The following is a 19,683-nucleotide window of genomic DNA, read 5'->3' on the forward strand; positions in this document are numbered from 1 at the left end:
AAAAAAACCCTACTTGGTCTTCCATTTTTTTAAAATATATTTGAACACCAACACATCTCCTTTTAAATGAGCAATGTTTGTGAAGACCAAGTGTATAGCTCTATATTTAGGGCTAACTCGAAAACGCTATTTAACTTTATATATTATAAGTTTGGTAATGAGGAAAAAGCTCATGATGCCGTACAGGAAGCATTTGTAAAACTTTGGGAAAACTGTAGTAAAGTTGAACCCGAGAAAGCAAAATCGTATCTGTACACTGTGGCCAACAATATGTATTTGAATGTCCTCAAATCGGAAAAGGTGCGATTAAAGTACGCACAGACCCCTAAAGAACATTCCAACGAATCCCCTGAATTTCTTTTAGAAGAAAAGGAATACAAGAAAAAACTGGATAATGCACTTAACAGTTTACCAGAAAATCAGAGAACGACTTTTTTACTAAACAGAATTGATGGAAAAAAGTATGCGGAAATTGCAGAGATGGAAGGTGTAAGTGTAAAAGCTATTGAAAAAAGAATGCACTTGGCGTTAAAATCGCTTCGAGAAAAAATTGATGGAATTTGAATAATTAGCAATTTCGATTATCTGCACAAATGACATTTCAAGTAAGTCATTGTCCATTGCATATTGAACATTGTTAAATGATTAAGGTAGGGTATTTTGAAACTAAGTTGTTATATTAAGGTAAAGCCTAGAAATCATGCAGGATAATTATTTGGCAAAATGGCTTAATGATGAACTTTCGGAAGAAGAACTGGCTAAGTTCAAAAGCTCCGAAGAGTATGCTTCGTACAAAAAACTCAAAGGGGTATCCGCCTCTTTGAAAGCACCTGATTTTGATGTGGAAATCGCATTGAACGAACTACAGACCAAACGTTCACAGCAATCACCCAAAGTAATTGCCCTAAACCCTTACAAAAAATTCCTGCGTATCGCAGCTGCCATTGTCATCTTGATAACAGGTTCTTATTTGTATCTAAATTTCTCAAATACTTCATACTCAAGTGAGATGGCAGAAAATACAGAAGTTGTACTTCCAGATAATTCCGAAGTTATATTGAATGCTGATTCCAAAGTTACTTTCAACGAAAAAAATTGGGATACCAATCGAAAAGTGAACTTAAGAGGTGAAGCTTTCTTTAAGGTAGCCAAAGGGAAAAAGTTTACAGTAGAGACCACTCAGGGAAGTGTAATCGTATTGGGAACCCAGTTCAACGTTGAGAACAGGGATGGTTTCTTTGAGGTAAATTGTTACGAAGGTCTTGTGCAAGTGGAGTACAAAAACATCAAAAAAGAATTACCGGCCGGAACCTCATTTTTGGTTTTAGACGGTAAAGTATTGGATGTAGAAGAATCAAATGCCTTAGAACCGTCATGGACCAGAAGCGAAAGTTCTTTTGATGGCATCCCCTTAAAATATGTCTTCAACGAGCTTGAAAGACAATTCGATATTTCCGTGAATACCGAAAATGTAGACACCAATCTCCTTTTTACAGGTACTTTTAGCAACACAGACCTAAAAATGGCGTTAAAAAGTATAGCTACCCCGTCCAGAATCAAGTTCAAGAATGAGGGTGATAATGTACTTTTCTATGCTGAGAACACAAATCAGTAGTTTTAGAAGGTTCTTCTTAGCGATTGTGTTGTTTTTGCCCTTTTTCCTAATGGCACAGACTACGCAAAGCACCTCACGTCCCGTGGTTAGTATCTTAAAAGACCTAGAAGGGCAATTCAATATTAAGTTTTCATACATAAACAAGGATATTGAAGATTTAAATACAACCCTCCCAAATAACCTTGTTGCCCTTGAAGACATCATTTCATATCTGGAGGTCCAATTCCAAATAAAGCTTGAAAAACTGAGCGACAGGTATTATTCCGTAGTTAAAAAGAGTTTGGTAGATGTCTGCGGAAGGGTATTGGACAATTTTGCCGAAAACACCGTGATGGGCGCAACCGTGGAGGTTTTGAATTCTGAAATCGCTTTAACGACCGACATGGACGGTAATTTTACCCTTAAGGATATTCCAAGGGATGCCTCTTTAAAAGTCAGGTTTTTGGGCTATATCACCCAATACGTTTCAGTTGAAGAGCTAGTATCCGGAAAAGACTGTCCTAGTATATTGATGGCCCAAAATTATCAGCAGCTTAAGGAAGTTACTGTTTACAAGTTTCTAACCACTGGCATAACTAGGGAAGAAGACGCGAGCATCACCCTAAATACAGCAGACTTTGGTATTTTACCTGGACTTATAGAGCCAGATATCCTTCAAACGGTACAGGCTTTACCAGGAATTAAGAGCATAGACGAGACTGTTTCCGACATTAATGTACGAGGTGGGACCAATGATCAGAATCTTATACTCTGGAATGGCATTAAAATGTATCAATCCGGCCACTTTTTTGGGTTGATTTCGGCATTTAACCCTTATTTGACAGATAAGGTCACCATATTCAAAAACGGGACTCCTTCTAATTATGGGGATGGGGTTAGCAGTGTACTCCAAATGGAAACCAACAACGAAATATCCGATACATTTTTTGGCGGAGCCGGTTTTAATTTTATAAGTGGAGATCTTTATGGCCAAATTCCATTGACGGATAATATGGCCTTCCAGTTTTCTGCGAGACGGTCTACCACAGATTTCTTAAACACCCCTACCTATGACCGCTTTTTTGACCGTGCGTTTCAGGATAGTGAGGTTATTGATGAAAACAATATCAGATTAAATCAAGCTTTTAGCCGTGAAGAAAACTTTTTCTTCTATGATTTCACGGCGAAATTGCTTTATGACATCAACGAAAATCATAAACTTCGCTTGAATTTTATCAACATAAATAATGATTTGAATTTTGAGGAAACCAATTTGGATACTGATGAAACGACCAATAGTCTTTTGGACCAAACCAATTTTTCCGCTGGTGCTCAACTTACAAGTCAATGGACCAGCCGGTTTTCAAGTAACTTGAACATTTATTACACCAGCTACAATTTGGATGCCCAGAATTTGTTTGCCAATCAAATACAGTTACTTTTCCAAAACAATCAAGTTGAGGAAACTGCTCTAAAGTTAAATACCTCCTATAAATTTTCCGAACGTTTAAATTGGAACAATGGTTATCAATTTATTGAAACGGGAATCAGAAATGTAACCAATATCACCCAACCGCCCTTTGGCAGCAACATTAAAGGAGTTATCCGTATTTATGCCCCACATACTGGGTTGTCTTATGCTACAGAAAACAAACACTTTATTGGGAGGATTGGTGCTCGTGTCAATTATATTGAAAACTTAGGCACTTTCAATAGGTTTCTGGTAGAACCAAGACTAAATATCAATTTTAGGGTGGCCAATTACCTTAGGGCGCAAATCTTAGGTGAGTTTAAAAGTCAGACCACCAACCAAGTTGTGGATTTGGAACAAAACTTTCTGGGTATTGAGAAAAGACGTTGGGTATTGTCCGATGACGATTCACTACCGGTAACTCAAAGCAAACAAGCTTCAGTTGGGCTTAATTATGAAAAAAATGACCTCTATTTTGGTATTGAAGGGTTTTACAAACGAGTGGATGGCATAAGCACCAGTACCCAAGGCTTCCAAAACCAAAACCAATTCAATGGAGAGATAGGGTTTTATAATGTTAGGGGAATGGAGTTGCTAATCAATAAACGAGGTGCAAACTACAGTACATGGTTCAGCTATACTTATAATGATAATGATTACACTTTTGAATCTCTTGATCCTGTTAGTTTTCCCAACAATCTGGATATTCGCCATACCCTAACCTTAGCAAGTACCTACGACTATAAAAAGCTCAAATTGGGGTTAGGAATAAATTATCGAACAGGAAGACCATTTACCGAACCTTTAGAGGGGGACGAGTCGTTGAACACTTCGGTTTTTCCAGCACAAATCAACTTTAGGGATCCCAACTCAAGTAGATTACCAGAATATTTTCGAGTGGATGCTTCGGCCATCTATAATTTTGATATAAGCAGGCGTATTAAGGCCAATGCAGGAATTTCCGTCTTAAATGTGACTGACCGTAAAAACATCCTTAACACCTATTATCGGGTAGCTGATGATAATCAGATTGAAACTGTGGAAAATATTTCATTGGGCATCACTCCAAACCTGAGTTTCAGAGTCAGTTTCTAACTCCCTTTTTCCAACTTGGACATTACAATCACATGAGGAAAAGTTATGGCCGCTAAAAAGTAAATTAAGACCGCGACCATGTTTTGAGAACTATCCTTTAAAAACCAAATTAAGGCTAATAACCCTATTATGGATATTGCCCAGTACAGGATAGACTCTTTAACATATAATCCAAACGTTCTCCAAGTAGACTCGCCATATAAATAATCCATTTGGTCCTTTAATGACGGGATGCTGTGCCAAACAATAAAGTAAATACAGAAACCCCATAACAACGAAGCGGTCTTGAAAATGATAAAGAAAACCAACAAAACAAAGAGCTCCTCCCAAAGACTGCTCTTGACCAATCTATTCGTATAAAAGAAAATACCAAAAACCAGAAGACAAAGCCCGATAAATAGGAAGGAATAGTCTATTATTTCAGTTGTTATAGATATTTTCAAAATACTCTCTAATATTGGTGTTACTTGTTCACTCTTTATATGAAAAATCATAAACAAAATAAACAATCCATAAAAGGTATAAAAAAGTGTACTCCAATAGGAATCCACTAGAATACTTTTTGACCAATGTTGTTCTCCAAAATGATACCCACTAATGAGAATAAACAAACAAAGAGCTAAAATGGGCATTGTAAAAAAAAGAGTTAAAATTCCGGCAACAACCAAAACATAGACCAAGACAATTTTAAAAAACGTTGATTTTGAATTCTTTGAGGTGACACTCTGAATCAATCGGATATCATTTGCTCCGTGCAACACTCCAAAACTCATAATCAATACATAAGAAAGTATGGTTTCAACATAGTCATCAAAAAACACAGAAAACCATAATGAAAAGACCGTGACTACAATCATTGCGCTTTTCATTTTCGTAAAATTCAATGTCTTTTGTTGAATCATCTCTAAAAAAATATGAACAAAATTATGAAATTATGTTTAGTTTTTATTAGATTTGTTTAAACAAAAACTAATAACTTAATATATACATGGAAAATTTATTAACTTCTTTACCTATGGTGGCCAAAATGGCTACCAATGATTATGTAGGCTTTACCTTCTTTGTAGGATGTATGGCCATGATGGCCGCATCTGCCTTTTTCTTTTTGTCCATGAACGGATTTGACAGAAAATGGAAAACCTCAATCTTGGTTTCCGGTCTTATCACGTTTATTGCTGCGGTACACTATTGGTACATGCGGGACTATTGGGCCGTGAATGCAGAATCGCCTACTTTCTTCCGCTATGTGGATTGGATACTTACCGTACCATTAATGTGCGTTGAGTTCTATTTGATACTCAAAGTAGCTGGAGCTAAAAAATCTTTGATGTGGAGGCTTATCTTCCTTTCTGTAATTATGCTTGTAACAGGATATCTGGGAGAAGCAGTGTATCGTGACCAAGCGCAAATTTGGGGTCTAATTTCGGGTATCGCTTACTTCGTGATTGTCTATGACATTTGGTTAGGCCAAGCAAAGAAATTGGCTCAAGAAGCTGGAGGTGCTGTTCTTAAAGCACACAAAACTTTATGCTGGTTCGTATTGGTAGGATGGGCTATTTACCCTATTGGTTACATGGCAGGGACTCCAGGATGGTACGAAGGTATTTTTGGTGGAATTTCAATGGATGTTATCTACAACATTGGTGACGCCATAAACAAAATTGGATTTGGATTGGTTATTTACAATTTAGCAGTGACTGCTACTTCTGATTCAAATGCATAGTTAATTTAGTTGGTTATTGAAAAAAGCCATGCTTTTTAAGCATGGCTTTTTTTACATTCTTTCCGGAACGTCTATACCCAATAATTTAAATGCAGCTTGAATTACTTCACCAACCTTTTTGGAAAGTTGCACCCTAAATTGCTTTTTCTGCTGATCTACTTCAGGTAAAACCGGAACTTGTTGATAAAATGAATTGAATTCCTTGGCCAAATCATATGTATAATTAGCAATCAATGCTGGACTATGGTTTTCCGCTGCCAACTGAAGCGTTTCCGGAAAAACTTGTATTTGCTTCAATAGCTCTTTCTCCTTGGCATGTAAGTCAAAAGTCATGTCACGGGTAGTCGAAATATCGAAATCTGCCTTTCTGAGAATCGATTGAATTCGGGCATAGGTATATTGAATAAAAGGACCTGTATTACCTTGAAAATCTACAGATTCCTCTGGATTGAAAAGAATTCGTTTTTTAGGGTCCACCTTCAGGATGTAATATTTTAGAGCCGCCAAACCGATTATTCGATACAGCTTTTGTTTCTCGTCTTCAGAATATCCTTCCAATTTTCCTTGAGCTTTGGATATCTCCTCAGCAGTCTCATCCATATTTTGAATAAGATCGTCCGCATCTACCACAGTACCTTCCCTACTCTTCATTTTGCCACTGGGCAAATCCACCATACCATAACTTAAGTGGTACAATTGTTCGGCCCAAGTATAACCTAACTTTTTAAGAATCAAAAACAAGACTTTAAAGTGATAGTCTTGCTCGTTACCTACAGTGTAGACCATCCCATTAATGTCTGGAAAATCAGTAACTCTTTGAATTGCTGTACCAATATCTTGGGTCATGTATACCGCAGTTCCGTCAGCACGAAGCACAATTTTTTCGTCCAATCCCTCATCACTCAAGTCAATCCAAACACTTCCATCCTCTTTTCTAAAGAAAACCCCTTTTTTTAGACCATCTTCTACCACATCTTTCCCCAACAAATAGGTGTCGCTCTCGTAATAAAGCTTGTCAAAGTCTACTCCTAGGTTCTTGTACGTGGTGTCAAAACCTGCATATACCCAACCATTCATCATTTTCCACAGCTTTACCACCTCTTCATCACCGGCCTCCCATTGACGCAGCATCGCTTTTGCTTCCAAAAGAATGGGAGCTGTCTTTTCTGCTTCCTTCTTTTCTTTGCCCTCAGATTTCAACTGCGCTATCTCAGCTTTGTAGGCTTTATCAAAAGCTACATAGTACTTTCCTACCAGATGATCGCTCTTCATTCCTGAACTCTCAGGCGTTTCTCCATTTCCAAATCGTTGCCAAGCCAGCATACTTTTGCAGATATGGATTCCGCGGTCATTCACAATTTGTGTCTTATAGACCTTGTGTCCAGAGGCTTTTAAGATTTCAGCCACCGAATAGCCCAACAAGTTGTTTCGAATATGTCCTAAATGCAAGGGTTTGTTGGTATTTGGCGAAGAATACTCCACCATAACGGAAGCTTTACTATTGGTTTGGGCAAAACCATAGTTTTCTTCGTTCTTTATACTGTTGAAGAAATTCAAATAAAACACATCAGAAACCACAAGGTTCAAAAAACCCTTGACCACATTATATCTACTGATTTCCTCAACGTGTTCCTGCAAATAATCTCCTATTTTGGAACCTATCTCAACAGGATTGCCCTTAACGTAGCGTAACATGGGAAAAATAACCACAGTGATGTCACCTTCAAAGTCCTTTCGCGTAGGTTGAAACTCCACGGATGGTACTTCCACATCATACATCTGCTTAACTGCATCCTTTACTTTTTCCACCAACAAGGGCTGTAAATCCATAAAACCTGTTTTGAGGCTGCAAAACTACATATTTTTTACCCGTTTCCATCAACAATAATGGGCTTTGCCTACAACAAACCCATCTATTTTGGTTAATTTTAAACATGCTTCTGAACGTCTCGTACAACGACAAAAAAATCAGGGAAAAAATTGACAATGAAGTGGGTAAGCCCTTTACCCTAAAAGAACGTTTTAGTATGGGCGGCATAGGGTCTCCCAAGCTGTTCATTACCGAAACCAGCGTAGAAATCCAAAATTTGCTCATTTTGGATAACAACCTCAACAGCTGTAATATCGAAATGCGCCCAAAAGGAATCATTGTGAGATTTCGTTCGTTGCTGGAAACCTACGGTTTGATTATACCCTTCTACAAATTGACCATCTATAAAGGCGATTTTGCCATATACTCCATTTACCGCGATAACTATTTTATCAAAGTGAAGTCTGATACAAAGGCTATACAGAAATTCTTTAAAAAACTATTGGATTATAAGGCGGATAACGCGCCCACTTCAATTGAAGACCTATGAAAATCCTTCTCACTGGTGCTAATGGCTACATAGGTATGCGATTGCTGCCCAAACTCTTGGAAATGGGCCATGAAGTAGTCTGCGCCGTGCGGGATGAAACCCGATTGTCCATTGATCGTGAAACCCGTAAAAAAGTAGAGGTTATTGAGATTGATTTCCTCAAAGATGTGGTGCAAAATAAAATCCCGAAGGACATTGATGTCGCCTATTTCCTGATTCATTTGATGACGGTGACTACCAAGAACTTTGATGAACTGGAAGCACAGGTCGCAAGAAACTTCAATGAATATGTGAAGGGAACCAACATCAAACAGGTTATTTACCTCAGCGGCATTGTTAACGATAAAAACCTGTCCAAACATCTATGGTCGCGCAAAAATGTTGAAAACATCCTTCAAGATGGCCCATTTTCACTGACTGTACTGCGTGCCGGCATCATTGTAGGTTCGGGAAGTTCTTCTTTTGAAATTATTCGTGATCTCTGTGAAAAACTTCCGCTCATGGTAACCCCAAAATGGGTATTGACCAAAACCCAGCCTATTGCCATTCGAGATGTGATCAACTTCCTTTTGGGTGTGTTGGGGCATGAACAAACCTATGACGATTCCTTTGATATTGCCGGACCAGACGTGCTCACCTATAAAGAAATGTTGCATCAGTATGCCGAAGCACGCGGATTTAAGAATTGGATATACACCGTACCGGTCATGACCCCCAAACTATCCTCATATTGGCTCTATTTTGTAACCTCAACATCCTATAAACTGGCTTTGAATCTGGTGGATAGCATGAAAATTGAGGTCATCGCAGAAGATACACGCCTTCAAGATATTCTTGGAATCAAACCCCATACCTACAAAGAGGCCATTGACATGGCTTTTATAAAAATTGCTCAAAACTCCGTGGTTAGTAGCTGGAAGGATAGCATGGTAAGTGGAAATTTCAATAAAAATCTAGAGAAGTATATCCAAGTACCCAAATTTGGGGTGTTGAAAGATGTGCAGACCTTAAAGGTAGAAGACGAGAATAAAGCGTTGGAAAACATTTGGAAGATTGGTGGAGAAACAGGTTGGTACTATGGTGGTTGGCTTTGGAAAATTCGTGGTTTTTTGGACAAACTCAATGGAGGGCCAGGGTTACGAAGGGGACGTACCCACCCAGATAAAATTTTTCCTGGGGATGCATTGGATTTCTGGCGGGTACTCCTAGCCGATAAAAAGAAAAAACGCTTGCTCCTCTTTGCAGAAATGCGCCTACCTGGGGAAGCATGGTTGGAGTTTCGCATAGACGACAACAAAGTCCTGCATCAAACCGCCACCTTTCGGCCCAAAGGTCTAAAAGGGCGACTATACTGGTACAGCGTTCTCCCCTTTCACTTCTTTATTTTTGGGGGAATGATTCGCAACTTGGCGAATACCTGATGTTTTTGGCTCCTATTCTGTTATAAAATCAAGTTAAAATCGTCTAAGTGGAGGCAACCCTTTGCCTACTTTTGATGTCTTTATGTTGATGATAGCCAAAAACAACCCTATGTCCGTACGCAAATCTCTCATCTTTTTTGCAATCGCTTTGATTACCATGCCTGTGGCATTGGCACAGAATGTAAGTTCAAGACTGGTTGATGCCAAGACAAAAAAAGGCATTCCCTACGCCACCGTGCAGTATGGAGAGAATCAGGGAGTGATTACAAACGAAGAAGGCCGCTTTAGCTTCATGTTGGAAAAAGACTCCCTAGCTTTGGATTCCGTCTACATCTCTTCTTTGGGGTACAAAAAAATTGGATTCACCCTAGAACAACTTCAAGATTCGGTGGTTTTGGTACAGCCTAAAAACATTGAGCTGAGCGGGGTCTATCTTTTTGATAAAGAACTGGAGGTAGACGATATTATGCGTAAGGTAAAGGAACGTTTACCCCAAAACACCAATGACCAGCCCGTAAAACAACGTTATTTTTTACGGCAATCCGTTTTTGGCAATATCCATAAAATCGATTTGGGGTTTGAGAAGTCTTCAATAGAAGGTCTAGATAAAGAATTGGTAGATAGTATCGCCAGGACGGTACCCCGAAACTCATATTTCTATACGGAGGCATTGGGGGATTTTTACAAAACAAGAGATGCCAATAAAGTGAACGTGCTTAGGGCTGCAGAACTGTATGACAAAAAGGACATTGGTTCTTTTGAGGACTTAGGTGAGCGAATGGAAGAAATGTTCAAGAAAAACGTGAAAAAGGACTCCTATCTCAAGATAAAGTCAGGTCTTTTTAGCCAAAAAGTACAGGTGGACTCTATTTTATCCGATATAGAGGCCGAAGAGGCCAAAGAACTGGAAAGGGAACTAGGAAAGGACACGGTTTCTGGTCTAGTTGATGGACAAAAACACATTTTTAAAGAGTTATTGGGCGAGGTGTATTACGAAGAAGACAGCAAGTTGAATGTTATCAACAAAAGCCGCAAGTACAACTTTACGCTGGATGGCTATGCGGATATAGACGAGAACGGGGTCTACGTGATTGGTTTTGAACCCAAGGGCAGTGCCGATTTTAGAGGCAAGCTTTATGTGAACATTGAGGACTTTGCCATTATGCAAATTGACTTTGAGAACCTAAAGAACTTACGCAATTTTCGCCTTCTGGGCATCTATTACCGTGAAACCGTGTACAAAGGCACCATGCGCTTTACCAAACTGCCCAATAACAAATACGAACTCAAGTTTGCGGACTTTAGTTTTGGGCGTTGGTTCCGTTTTGACCGCCCCTTGGATGTTATTGAAAAGAACAAAAATGTAAAGGGTCGCCGCAAGCAGAACGAACTTCGCCTTAATATTGATTTTCGAATGGCAAACATGAACAAATGGGAACTAGTGGTCTATAACAATACCCTAATAGACAATGGCCAATTTGAAAACCTAAAAGAGGACAAGAGTGCCAAAGCCACCTATATGCCCGCCTATAACCCAGAGTTTTGGGAAGGCTATACCATCATGGAACCCAACCAAGCGATTCGGGAGTTTACGGTTTCGGAAGAGTAGTCTAAAGATGATGATTTCACAGAAATAGCTTCAAATCCAACGAAAGTGCGTTTTGCAAAGCAAAAAAGAGCATGGAGTGGTGAGATTTAGAAGCGGTTTTGCGATGTGGCACAAAAATTTCCTTGAAATCATCTTGAATTTTTGGTTCGTTTTGTTTCAAGACAAAATGAACAAGTAATTCTTTTTTGCTTTTCCCAACTTGCCATTTATGGCATGTAATACTTCATACTAAAATCCTTTCTTGCTCAGTAAATTCTAAACATGAGCACAGAAGAAGCATTAAAAAAATGGATTGAGGATACCTACGGTTCTCCGGAAAAACTAGCACAAGTACTGGATTCTGTTATTGAAATGCTCTTTTATTTGGAAGAAAACACCTTTGAAAAAAGAGAAGTACAGGATGTGGTGAGCACTTTGAGGGGGATTGTTAATGAAATAAGGGTCGATACTAGTATCATTTCGAGTGCAATGAGAAATCTAACAGGTTAGAGATTTCTCATTCACTTCGCTCATTCGAAATGACGGAAGAAAAGAGACCCTAAAACAAGTTCAGGGTGACAATTAAGATTTAGGCAAGAAAACTTCCGCCATCATACAACGTGCAGAACCACCCCCACAAGTTTCAATGGTATCCAATGGGCTGTGTACAATCTCGCAATGTTGGGTTATGGCATCAATTTGGTCTTTGCGCAAACTTTTATAGGCTTGGGTGCTCATCACCACCAAACGTTGGTCGTTCGCACCAATTACCTGCAACATATTTCCTGCAAAGGCATGCATTTGGGCCTCAGTAATGGAAATGATCTGCTTTCCATCTTTTTTCAAGTGTTCCACCACATGTTTGCGCTCTTTTTTATCGTCTATGGCGTCCAAACAAATCACGGTAAAGGTCTCGGCCATGGCCATCATTACGTTGGTATGGTAAATGGGCTTGCGTTCCCCATCTACGGTTTGGTTAGCCGTAAACAATACGGGAAAACAATCAAAATTCTCACAGAACTCAATAAAAAGTTCTTCGTGTGCGCGTTCGGAGAGTGCACAATAGGCCTTTTGGTGCACGCGATCCTTAAGGATACTCCCCGTGCCTTCCAAAAACACGCCTTCCTCTTCAGCAGCGGTATAGTCCAAAACATCATCTATGCGAAAACCATGCTGCTCCAATACTTCAAAAACCTCTTCCCTTCGTTCCAATCTTCTATTCTCCGCAAACATGGGATACACAGCCACCGTACCCGTAGCGTGGAATGACACCCAATTATTAGGAAATATGGAATCTGGAGTATCCGGTTCCTTGGTGTCCTGAATCACAATAACCTCTACGCCATGGTTTCGCAAAACCTCTACAAAAGTATCAAACTCCTTTTGGGCCTTTTGGTTGATTTCGGCATTGGTAATTTCCAAGGTTTCTTGGAAATAGTTGTTCACCGCGGTCTGTTCGTTCATTCTAAACGCCACCGGACGAATCATTAAAATGGTATTCGTAATCTGCATCAGCTTGGAATAAAATCCCCCAAAAGTAGCAAATCCGATGTTCATTTTGTAACAAAAAAACAGCATCGATATCTTTATAGCATGTGGGCCAATTATTTGGGAAAATATAAGGATTGGTTGTTGTGTCTGATACTGATTCCAGTTATCAATACCATTAACTATCATCTCACCTATGGTACCATCCGTTGGGACTGGTACACCTATGCCACCTACTTTATAGACACGGCACAGGGGTTTATTGCTTGGTGGTTGCTTCGGGTTACCATCGTGTATTTGGACAAGAAAATGCCTTATGAAAAGGGATTGTCCAAAAGATTGATAGTACAAATACTACTAACCAACCTCATTGTCCAGGGTTTTATCATACTTGCTACTGAAATTATCAATGCCCTATATACCGATAAACCTTTGCCCATAAAGTTCTACACCTACAATCTATTCATCTTTTTTATCTGGATCTTGGTCATAAATGGCCTGTACATCGGTATTTACTTTTATGATGAGTGGCGCAGTTCGCAAAAAATGCGGGAACAGGACAAGGCATTGCGGCAAACCGGATTTGAAGTTGGATTGGGAAATAAAAAGAGCCATATTCCTTTTTCTTCAATTGCTTGGTTCTTTGTGGATGAAAGAACTACCTATCTAATAACCCAAACAGGTCAATCTTTTGTTTTGGATGATTCGCTGAATAAAATCATGCCCAAACTCCCCGAAGAACTTTTTTTTAGGTTAAATCGGAAGTATATCGTGAATCGAAATCAGCTTTTGGGCTATAAGAAAGAAGTGAATGGAAAATTGGCGGTAGAGTTTGGAAATAAAACCCAACCCAACAATACTGAAATCGTAAGCCGAACTACCGCACCAGAGTTTAAAAAATGGTTTAGCCTTACCGTCCACAGTGTATAATGCAACTCCCATGACATCCCATCCTAAAAAATGCTACACTTTACACATTTTGAACACTGTGTGCGTTCCTTAATGATGCTGCTTGGTGGATATTTGACCCAAAATATCAATCATGAAAAAACAAACAGCAACTTTTATTTTAATTCTTTTCTCAGCACTAAGTACAGCACAAACCAAAGGGTTTCCTGAAGAAAAAAAGGAAGCCGTTAAAGCCATACTCCAAAAGTATATTGAAATGGGAATTCCCGGCCTTGCACTTACCGTATTCAATGCGGATACGGGTTTTTGGTCCCATGCTGCAGGCTATTCCAATATGGAAAACAAGGAACCCTTGACAAACGAACATCTGTTCTATCTACAAAGTGTTAGCAAAACCTATATGGCGGTGCAGATACTTCAACTGTACGAGAAGAAAAAACTGGATTTGAACGACCCTATTACCAAATATCTAAGCTACGATTGGTTAATGGACAAAGAAGGAATAGATAAAGTTACCATCAAAATGCTATTGAACCAGACTTCGGGCATTCCAGAGTATAGCACTGACCCTATTCTGGTCTCTAGGATTATTCAAAACCCGCAAAAGGTCTTGTCGGTAGAAGAACTCCTATCTCACCTAAGAGGAAAGAATATGGATTTTGCTCCAGGAACAAAATACGCCTATCGAAATAGCAATTATGAACTATTGTCACTAATTGCAGATAAAATTACAGGGGACCATGTTGCCTACATGGAAAAACACATCTTCAAAAAGTTAGGATTGGAGTCCACATATTACCTTTCTATAGAAAACATCAGCGATGATTTGAATATTGCTGATGCCTATTGGGATGTTCTACTCATTGGAAGTCCCACCAACATTTCAAAAATACAGCGGGCCAATGTTTCTTCCATGAAAGGTGATGATGGTATGGTTACCAGCACCAAAGATGCCGTATTGTTCCTTAAAGGATTGGTCTCTGGCAAACTTTTAAAACCTAGGACCTTAGAAATGATGCAAGAGTTTGTTTTAAACGACAAGGGAGAAAAAAGATACGGATTGGGTATTCAATACTATGACCTTGACGTTACTTACGCTATAGGGCATTCTGGTGGCGGTATAGGTGCTGGATGCGTATTGTTGTACCTTCCGGAATTGGATTCCATCGTCTTCATGTCCACTAACTTCAACACTTTAATGGATTCACCCATTTTAAGGGAAGCAGAAAACATGCAACAAGAAATCTTAATGGCTTTGTTTATGTAATGCTATTCCCGTATTAAGGGTAGTGTACTGCAACGAAGAAGTCCCTCTTGCTTGGCAATCTCGGCATAAGGGATTTCTTCTACGGTAAATCCTTGACTGCGAAGCCAATTATTCAATCGGATAAAATTCTGTTCCGAGACAACAACTTCAGGAGAGATTGAAAATACATTGCTGAACATTTGGTACATCTCTTCTTTGTCAATCTCAAAAATATTGTCCTTACCGAAGTGATTGACCAACCATTGGTATTCTTCCTCCACCAAAAAGCCATTTTTGTGCAAAATGGCCTTGTCTTTGCCAACGGGTTGAAAGCAACAGTCCAAATGCAGCGCGTTTTCTTTAGCGTTGGTATTGGATTTTCTCAGTTCAAAGGATTTTACAGTTTTATATGGAAACAACTCCCGAAGATATTCTACGGCTTCCTTGTTGGTTCTTGCTGTAATATAGTCCGGATAGTCCTTTCCCGTATAGGTGCCAACAAAAATATAATCGTTCCATGGCATCACGTCACCTCCTTCTATATGCACTTCTTCTGGAGGCCTGATGATTTTGTTAGGGTCTATCTGTTCTAAAATAGGTCCAATTGCTTCAAACTCGCGTTCCCTGTCTGGTAAAATATTGGAATGGAATAATTTATCCTCAATTACAAAAGCAATGTCTCGTGAAAAGATTTGGTTACAATCCTGAATTACTTCGGGACGAAATACTTTTACGCCATATTTTTCAAAGACTGCAGCAAAAGCATCCATCTCTTTGACCATATCAGCTTCTTTAGGATAGGTGCCTTTCAAGACGTGCTCCAAAGATTTTGGGTCATATGCTTCTTCAGGTTTTGGGATAGGGCCACAGCTTTCCGCAGTACCCAATACCACCGCTTTCAGTGGTGCCGTTTCGTCTACAATATGAAGCTTCATCATATGGTTGAGATGAGTTGAATGGTTAAAACTTCTCAAAAACGAAAAGAAAAACCTTATAATTTCAGGGGCAAATCTAGTGTTTTACGTTTGATTTTCCCCAACAGGAAAATAAAAAAACAACACCCACATTTAGGGGTATCCCTTAACACTTTTGTGGTATTCTTTTTTCGTTTAACTACCTGATTAGTAAATAGTTAAATATAATTGATTTTACTCTTTTTTCTGACAAAAAGTGCAGCTTCATTCGCAAATTTTGTTACATTTAGTATGATAATGATTTAAAGATGAAGCGATTAATAATTGTTCTCCCCATAGTTGCATTGAGCTGTGTGTTTCTTTTACACATGAACGCCAATCGTGCCAACCCTTTTTCTTTGGAAGCAGTTTCCCAAACTCAGGAAAGAGTATCCAGTTCAATAATTAAATATGAAGATTGTATTCAGGAAGAATCGCTGATAAAACTTAAAGTCTTTTTGAAACATAAAAACCGATTGCTTTTTGGTAAAAACCTATCTCAATTGGATATACAAGTAGAGAAATACCGGACTTCTTTAGATTCTACAATTCAGAATTTGAGTGCCATTGATGCACATGGCTTTCTCCATAATGAGTATAGGAGATGTGAAAACATTTTATTATCCTCTGAGAGCTCATCTTTTCAAACCTACTATCATTTAAAGATAATGGAGGCCTGCTATGAAAAGGATAAAATACTAAATGAAAGTTCTCAAAACAGTTTAGCAAAACTATAAAACCAAAAAACGCCCTTTAAAGGGCGTTTTTCTATTAGGTACATTTTCCTATTGTTATCGTTTGGAAACATCCACGAAAGGTCTGTGGTTTTCTCCAATGTAAATTTGTCTTGGTCTTCCTATAGGTTCCCCACGTAAACGCATTTCTCTCCATTGTGCAATCCATCCTGGAAGTCTTCCCAAGGCGAACATTACCGTAAACATCTCCGTTGGGATACCTAAAGCACGATAAATGATTCCAGAGTAGAAATCTACATTTGGATACAATTTGCGCTGCACAAAGTATTCATCTTCCAAGGCTTCTTTTTCCAAACCTTTGGCAATATCTAAAATAGGATCTTCAATTCCCAGATTAGCCAAAACTTCGTCAGCTGCTTTTTTAATGATTCTGGCACGTGGATCAAAGTTTTTATACACTCGGTGTCCAAAGCCCATCAAGCGGAACGGGTCGTTCTTATCTTTGGCCTTGGCCATATATTTTTTGGTATCACCACCATCTGCCTCTATAGCTTGAAGCATTTCTAACACCGCTTGGTTAGCTCCACCATGCAATGGGCCCCAAAGTGCAGAAATACCAGCTGAAAGGGAAGCAAAAAGCCCTGCATGGGAAGATCCTACGATTCGTACTGTAGAAGTAGAACAGTTTTGTTCGTGATCCGCATGCAAAATCAATAGTTTATCAATGGCATCGATAGCTATTTGGTCCTTTACATATTCTTTGTTAGGCCTCTTGAACATCATTTTGTGAAAGTTCTCTGCATAGCCCAAGGTGTCGTCTCCATAATTCAATGGAAGTCCCTTTTTCTTGCGTTGTGTCCAAGCCACCAAAACAGGGAACTTAGCTAAAATCCGTACAATGGAATTATACATGGCCTCCTCAGAAGAAACGTCCACAGAAACCGGATTAAAGGCAACTAAGGCGCTGGTCATGGAGGACAATACGCCCATAGGGTGCGCCGCTTTTGGAAAAGCTTGTAAAATCTTTTTCATTTCCTCATCTACATCAGCCTCTTCCTTAATGTCGTGATGGAACTTCTCCAACTGCTCCTTATTGGGTAATTCTCCGAAAATTAGCAGATAAGCCACTTCAAGAAAATCGGCCTTTTCGGCCAAGTCTTCGATAGAATAGCCGCGATACCTCAAAATGCCTTTCTCTCCATCTAAAAAGGTGATGGCACTTTCACAAGATCCCGTGTTTTTATATCCAGGATCTATGGTTACCATACCACTGGCAGACCTCAAGGTTTTAATATCTATGGCCAATTCATTCTCAGTACCTTTTATAACTGGAAACTCGTAGCTGTTACCAGCATATTGAAGTGTTGCTTTATCCGACATTGAAATTTTTAAAAGATTATTAAAATAGAGGCGCAAAATTACGAAAAAGCAAAGGCATTAACAATTTCCCGAAGCTATTTATATCCTTCTTAACAGATAGGTAAACTCAAGAGATTTAAACCGGTTTTTATTCCAGTTTATAAAGCAATTCGTAATATTTATCTACCGATTTTTTCCAAGTAAACCGCTTCCGCTTTGCACCGGCCTGTATTTTCTTCCACTTCTCCTTGTCATTGGTGTAAACATCCAAAGCAGTATCAAAAGCGGCCAGCATATTTTTTATTTTCTCGTCATAGGTATCCCCGTCAAAAGTGAAGCCGGTTTTCATATGGCTCACCGTATCCTTCAACCCTCCGGTATGATGTACTAGGCAAGGATTACCATTACGCATGGACAGCATTTGGCTTATTCCACAAGGCTCAAAAAGGCTGGGCATAAAGTATAGATCGGACTCCAGATAAATGGAATCAATAAGGTTTTCCGATTGACCATTGGTAAAAATGAAGTTTTTATGCTCGTAGCTCAATTGTCTGAACAATTCTTCGTACTCCGGAGCGCCGGTACCTAAAAGCATAAAAATACCATCGACTTTTTCCAGCTTCTTCAAAATTTCTACAAATGCTTCGGGAGAACGCATGAAAAAGTAAAATTTCTGTTCGGTCAAACGGGCCACACTAGAAGCAATGAATTTGGGCCGATTACCTACATATTCCATAATTTTTTCACCGGTATGAGCCAAAAAGTCCGCTTTGTATTTCTTGTCTTCCATTTGCAACCAACCAAAGAGCGCCTTCACCGTATTCCGATAAATAAAGCCTTTTTCTTCTTGGTTGATGTTTTTGTAATTACACCCATTTAAAATGCCTATCAATCGACCTTCTTCGTTGGCTTTTTGCAAATCCAATTCCAAGCCCTCGCCTCCAATAAACTCAGGAGGAGAACTAGGTTTGAGCACATCATCTTTATAAGATGGTGAAACGGTATGGACGGCATCAGCAAAACGAATACCTACAGCCATAAGGTTGATACAATCCGTATATCGGTAATCTTTAAGAGCATCATAATCAAACTGAACGTTAGGGAACCAATTTTCCATGGAAGAGTAGTTATCTCCAAACGGACGAATTCCCTGAATGGCCAAATTATGGATACTGTACACAAACCGAATATCCTTTAAAAGTGTATATTCTTCATGGTACTCACGAAGAAACAACAGCAAACTGGAGTGCCAATCATGCAAATGGATAACATCCAAATCCCCAAAAGCGCCACGCTTTACCCCTTCTGCAACGGCGGTACAGAAAATAAAATACTTGATGGCATCGGTATAAAAAGGTTCCTCTGGGTCGTTGTGATAAATATGGGCAATATCTCCAGCTTCAATCTCAGGATGATGAATGACATAATGTACAATATTCGGAAACTCTTTTTTGGGTTTCACCTCATACAGCTCAGCCGCATAGCCCATTCCCCTAAGATTGAAATATAAGCTGGTCTTAAAAATTCCATCTTGATGTAATCTTCCGTAGGAAGGCACTATTACATGCACCTTATCGCCATGCTCCGAAATCTGCCGAGGAACGTCTCGGACTACATCTCCCATTCCTCCAGCTTTACAATCTGGGATGGCATCATTTTCTGCAGAAACAAAAAGAAAATTGTTCATTAGGGGTGCTTTAGTTAGGTGGTTTTAGTTAGGTGGTTTTAGTTACGAGATTATAAGTTACCTAAACTTTATCAATAGCGCAAAAAAAAGCCTT

The 19,683-nt window shown here is 39.2% G+C and carries 17 protein-coding genes; 11 read left to right on the forward strand and 6 right to left on the reverse strand.

Going from position 1 to position 19,683, the window contains the following annotated elements; translation table 11 throughout:
* Window positions 1–66 precede the first annotated feature (66 nt).
* From ACOKFD_RS08215 to ACOKFD_RS08225, 3 genes are all read left to right on the forward strand, one after another.
* Window positions 67–564 (forward strand): RNA polymerase sigma factor, encoded by a 498-nt coding sequence (locus ACOKFD_RS08215; protein ID WP_422860802.1) that lies wholly within the window; start codon window positions 67–69, stop codon window positions 562–564.
* A 136-nt stretch (window positions 565–700) separates the two neighbouring features.
* Window positions 701–1,615 carry a FecR family protein gene (locus ACOKFD_RS08220; RefSeq protein ID WP_422860803.1) on the forward strand — a complete coding sequence of 305 codons (915 nt, stop codon included), beginning with the start codon at window positions 701–703 and terminating at the stop codon, window positions 1,613–1,615.
* On the forward strand, window positions 1,593–4,160 hold the full coding sequence (locus tag ACOKFD_RS08225; RefSeq protein WP_422860804.1) for a TonB-dependent receptor: 2,568 nt from the start codon (window positions 1,593–1,595) through the stop codon (window positions 4,158–4,160). The genes ACOKFD_RS08220 and ACOKFD_RS08225 overlap by 23 nt, the downstream gene beginning before the upstream one ends.
* On the opposite strand, the gene ACOKFD_RS08230 is transcribed toward ACOKFD_RS08225, so the two are convergent.
* On the reverse strand, window positions 4,157–5,029 hold the full coding sequence (locus ACOKFD_RS08230; RefSeq protein ID WP_422860805.1) for a Brp/Blh family beta-carotene 15,15'-dioxygenase: 873 nt from the start codon (window positions 5,027–5,029) through the stop codon (window positions 4,157–4,159). The two genes, ACOKFD_RS08225 and ACOKFD_RS08230, sit on opposite strands and share 4 nt — an antisense overlap.
* 119 nt (window positions 5,030–5,148) lie before the next feature.
* On the opposite strand from ACOKFD_RS08230, the gene ACOKFD_RS08235 reads away from it, so the two are divergent.
* Complete coding sequence (locus ACOKFD_RS08235) at window positions 5,149–5,883, forward strand: bacteriorhodopsin-like (protein WP_298999994.1); 735 nt, start codon at window positions 5,149–5,151, stop codon at window positions 5,881–5,883.
* A gap of 51 nt (window positions 5,884–5,934) precedes the next feature.
* On the opposite strand, the gene argS is transcribed toward ACOKFD_RS08235, so the two are convergent.
* Window positions 5,935–7,713, reverse strand: a complete 1,779-nt coding sequence (gene argS / locus ACOKFD_RS08240; RefSeq protein WP_422860806.1) for an arginine--tRNA ligase — start codon at window positions 7,711–7,713, stop codon at window positions 5,935–5,937.
* A gap of 104 nt (window positions 7,714–7,817) precedes the next feature.
* On the opposite strand from argS, the gene ACOKFD_RS08245 reads away from it, so the two are divergent.
* From ACOKFD_RS08245 to ACOKFD_RS08260, 4 genes are all read left to right on the forward strand, one after another.
* Window positions 7,818–8,243 (forward strand): hypothetical protein, encoded by a 426-nt coding sequence (locus tag ACOKFD_RS08245; RefSeq protein ID WP_422860807.1) that lies wholly within the window; start codon window positions 7,818–7,820, stop codon window positions 8,241–8,243.
* On the forward strand, window positions 8,240–9,664 hold the full coding sequence (locus ACOKFD_RS08250) for an SDR family oxidoreductase (protein WP_422860808.1): 1,425 nt from the start codon (window positions 8,240–8,242) through the stop codon (window positions 9,662–9,664). Before ACOKFD_RS08245 ends, ACOKFD_RS08250 begins: the two co-directional genes overlap by 4 nt.
* Window positions 9,665–9,773: 109 nt before the next feature.
* Window positions 9,774–11,273, forward strand: a complete 1,500-nt coding sequence (locus tag ACOKFD_RS08255) for a carboxypeptidase-like regulatory domain-containing protein (protein ID WP_422860809.1) — start codon at window positions 9,774–9,776, stop codon at window positions 11,271–11,273.
* A 261-nt stretch (window positions 11,274–11,534) separates the two neighbouring features.
* Complete coding sequence (locus ACOKFD_RS08260) at window positions 11,535–11,762, forward strand: hypothetical protein (protein WP_422860810.1); 228 nt, start codon at window positions 11,535–11,537, stop codon at window positions 11,760–11,762.
* A gap of 72 nt (window positions 11,763–11,834) precedes the next feature.
* Here ACOKFD_RS08260 and ctlX read toward each other — a convergent pair whose 3' ends face one another.
* Window positions 11,835–12,764 (reverse strand): citrulline utilization hydrolase CtlX, encoded by a 930-nt coding sequence (gene ctlX, locus ACOKFD_RS08265; RefSeq protein ID WP_422861013.1) that lies wholly within the window; start codon window positions 12,762–12,764, stop codon window positions 11,835–11,837.
* Window positions 12,765–12,845: 81 nt separating this feature from the next.
* On the opposite strand from ctlX, the gene ACOKFD_RS08270 reads away from it, so the two are divergent.
* Together ACOKFD_RS08270 and ACOKFD_RS08275 are read left to right on the forward strand one after the other, a co-directional pair.
* Window positions 12,846–13,670 (forward strand): LytR/AlgR family response regulator transcription factor, encoded by an 825-nt coding sequence (locus tag ACOKFD_RS08270; RefSeq protein WP_422860811.1) that lies wholly within the window; start codon window positions 12,846–12,848, stop codon window positions 13,668–13,670.
* 112 nt (window positions 13,671–13,782) lie between these two features.
* Entirely contained in the window at window positions 13,783–14,916 is a 1,134-nt protein-coding gene (locus ACOKFD_RS08275) for a serine hydrolase domain-containing protein (protein ID WP_422860812.1), read from the forward strand.
* Window positions 14,917–14,918: 2 nt separating this feature from the next.
* Here the strand turns inward: ACOKFD_RS08275 and ACOKFD_RS08280 are convergent, their stop codons facing one another.
* Window positions 14,919–15,833 (reverse strand): dimethylarginine dimethylaminohydrolase family protein, encoded by a 915-nt coding sequence (locus ACOKFD_RS08280; RefSeq protein ID WP_422860813.1) that lies wholly within the window; start codon window positions 15,831–15,833, stop codon window positions 14,919–14,921.
* Between the two features lie 284 nt (window positions 15,834–16,117).
* On the opposite strand from ACOKFD_RS08280, the gene ACOKFD_RS08285 reads away from it, so the two are divergent.
* Window positions 16,118–16,585 carry a hypothetical protein gene (locus ACOKFD_RS08285; protein ID WP_422860814.1) on the forward strand — a complete coding sequence of 156 codons (468 nt, stop codon included), beginning with the start codon at window positions 16,118–16,120 and terminating at the stop codon, window positions 16,583–16,585.
* Between the two features lie 54 nt (window positions 16,586–16,639).
* Here the strand turns inward: ACOKFD_RS08285 and ACOKFD_RS08290 are convergent, their stop codons facing one another.
* Together ACOKFD_RS08290 and ACOKFD_RS08295 are read right to left on the reverse strand one after the other, a co-directional pair.
* Complete coding sequence (locus ACOKFD_RS08290) at window positions 16,640–17,923, reverse strand: citrate synthase (protein WP_299000009.1); 1,284 nt, start codon at window positions 17,921–17,923, stop codon at window positions 16,640–16,642.
* A 127-nt stretch (window positions 17,924–18,050) separates the two neighbouring features.
* Window positions 18,051–19,589, reverse strand: coding sequence for a glycogen synthase (locus ACOKFD_RS08295; RefSeq protein ID WP_422860815.1), 1,539 nt, complete (start codon window positions 19,587–19,589; stop codon window positions 18,051–18,053).
* Window positions 19,590–19,683 lie beyond the last annotated feature (94 nt).

Source organism: Flagellimonas ulvae (genome assembly GCF_049333175.1).
GTDB lineage: Bacteria > Bacteroidota > Bacteroidia > Flavobacteriales > Flavobacteriaceae > Flagellimonas.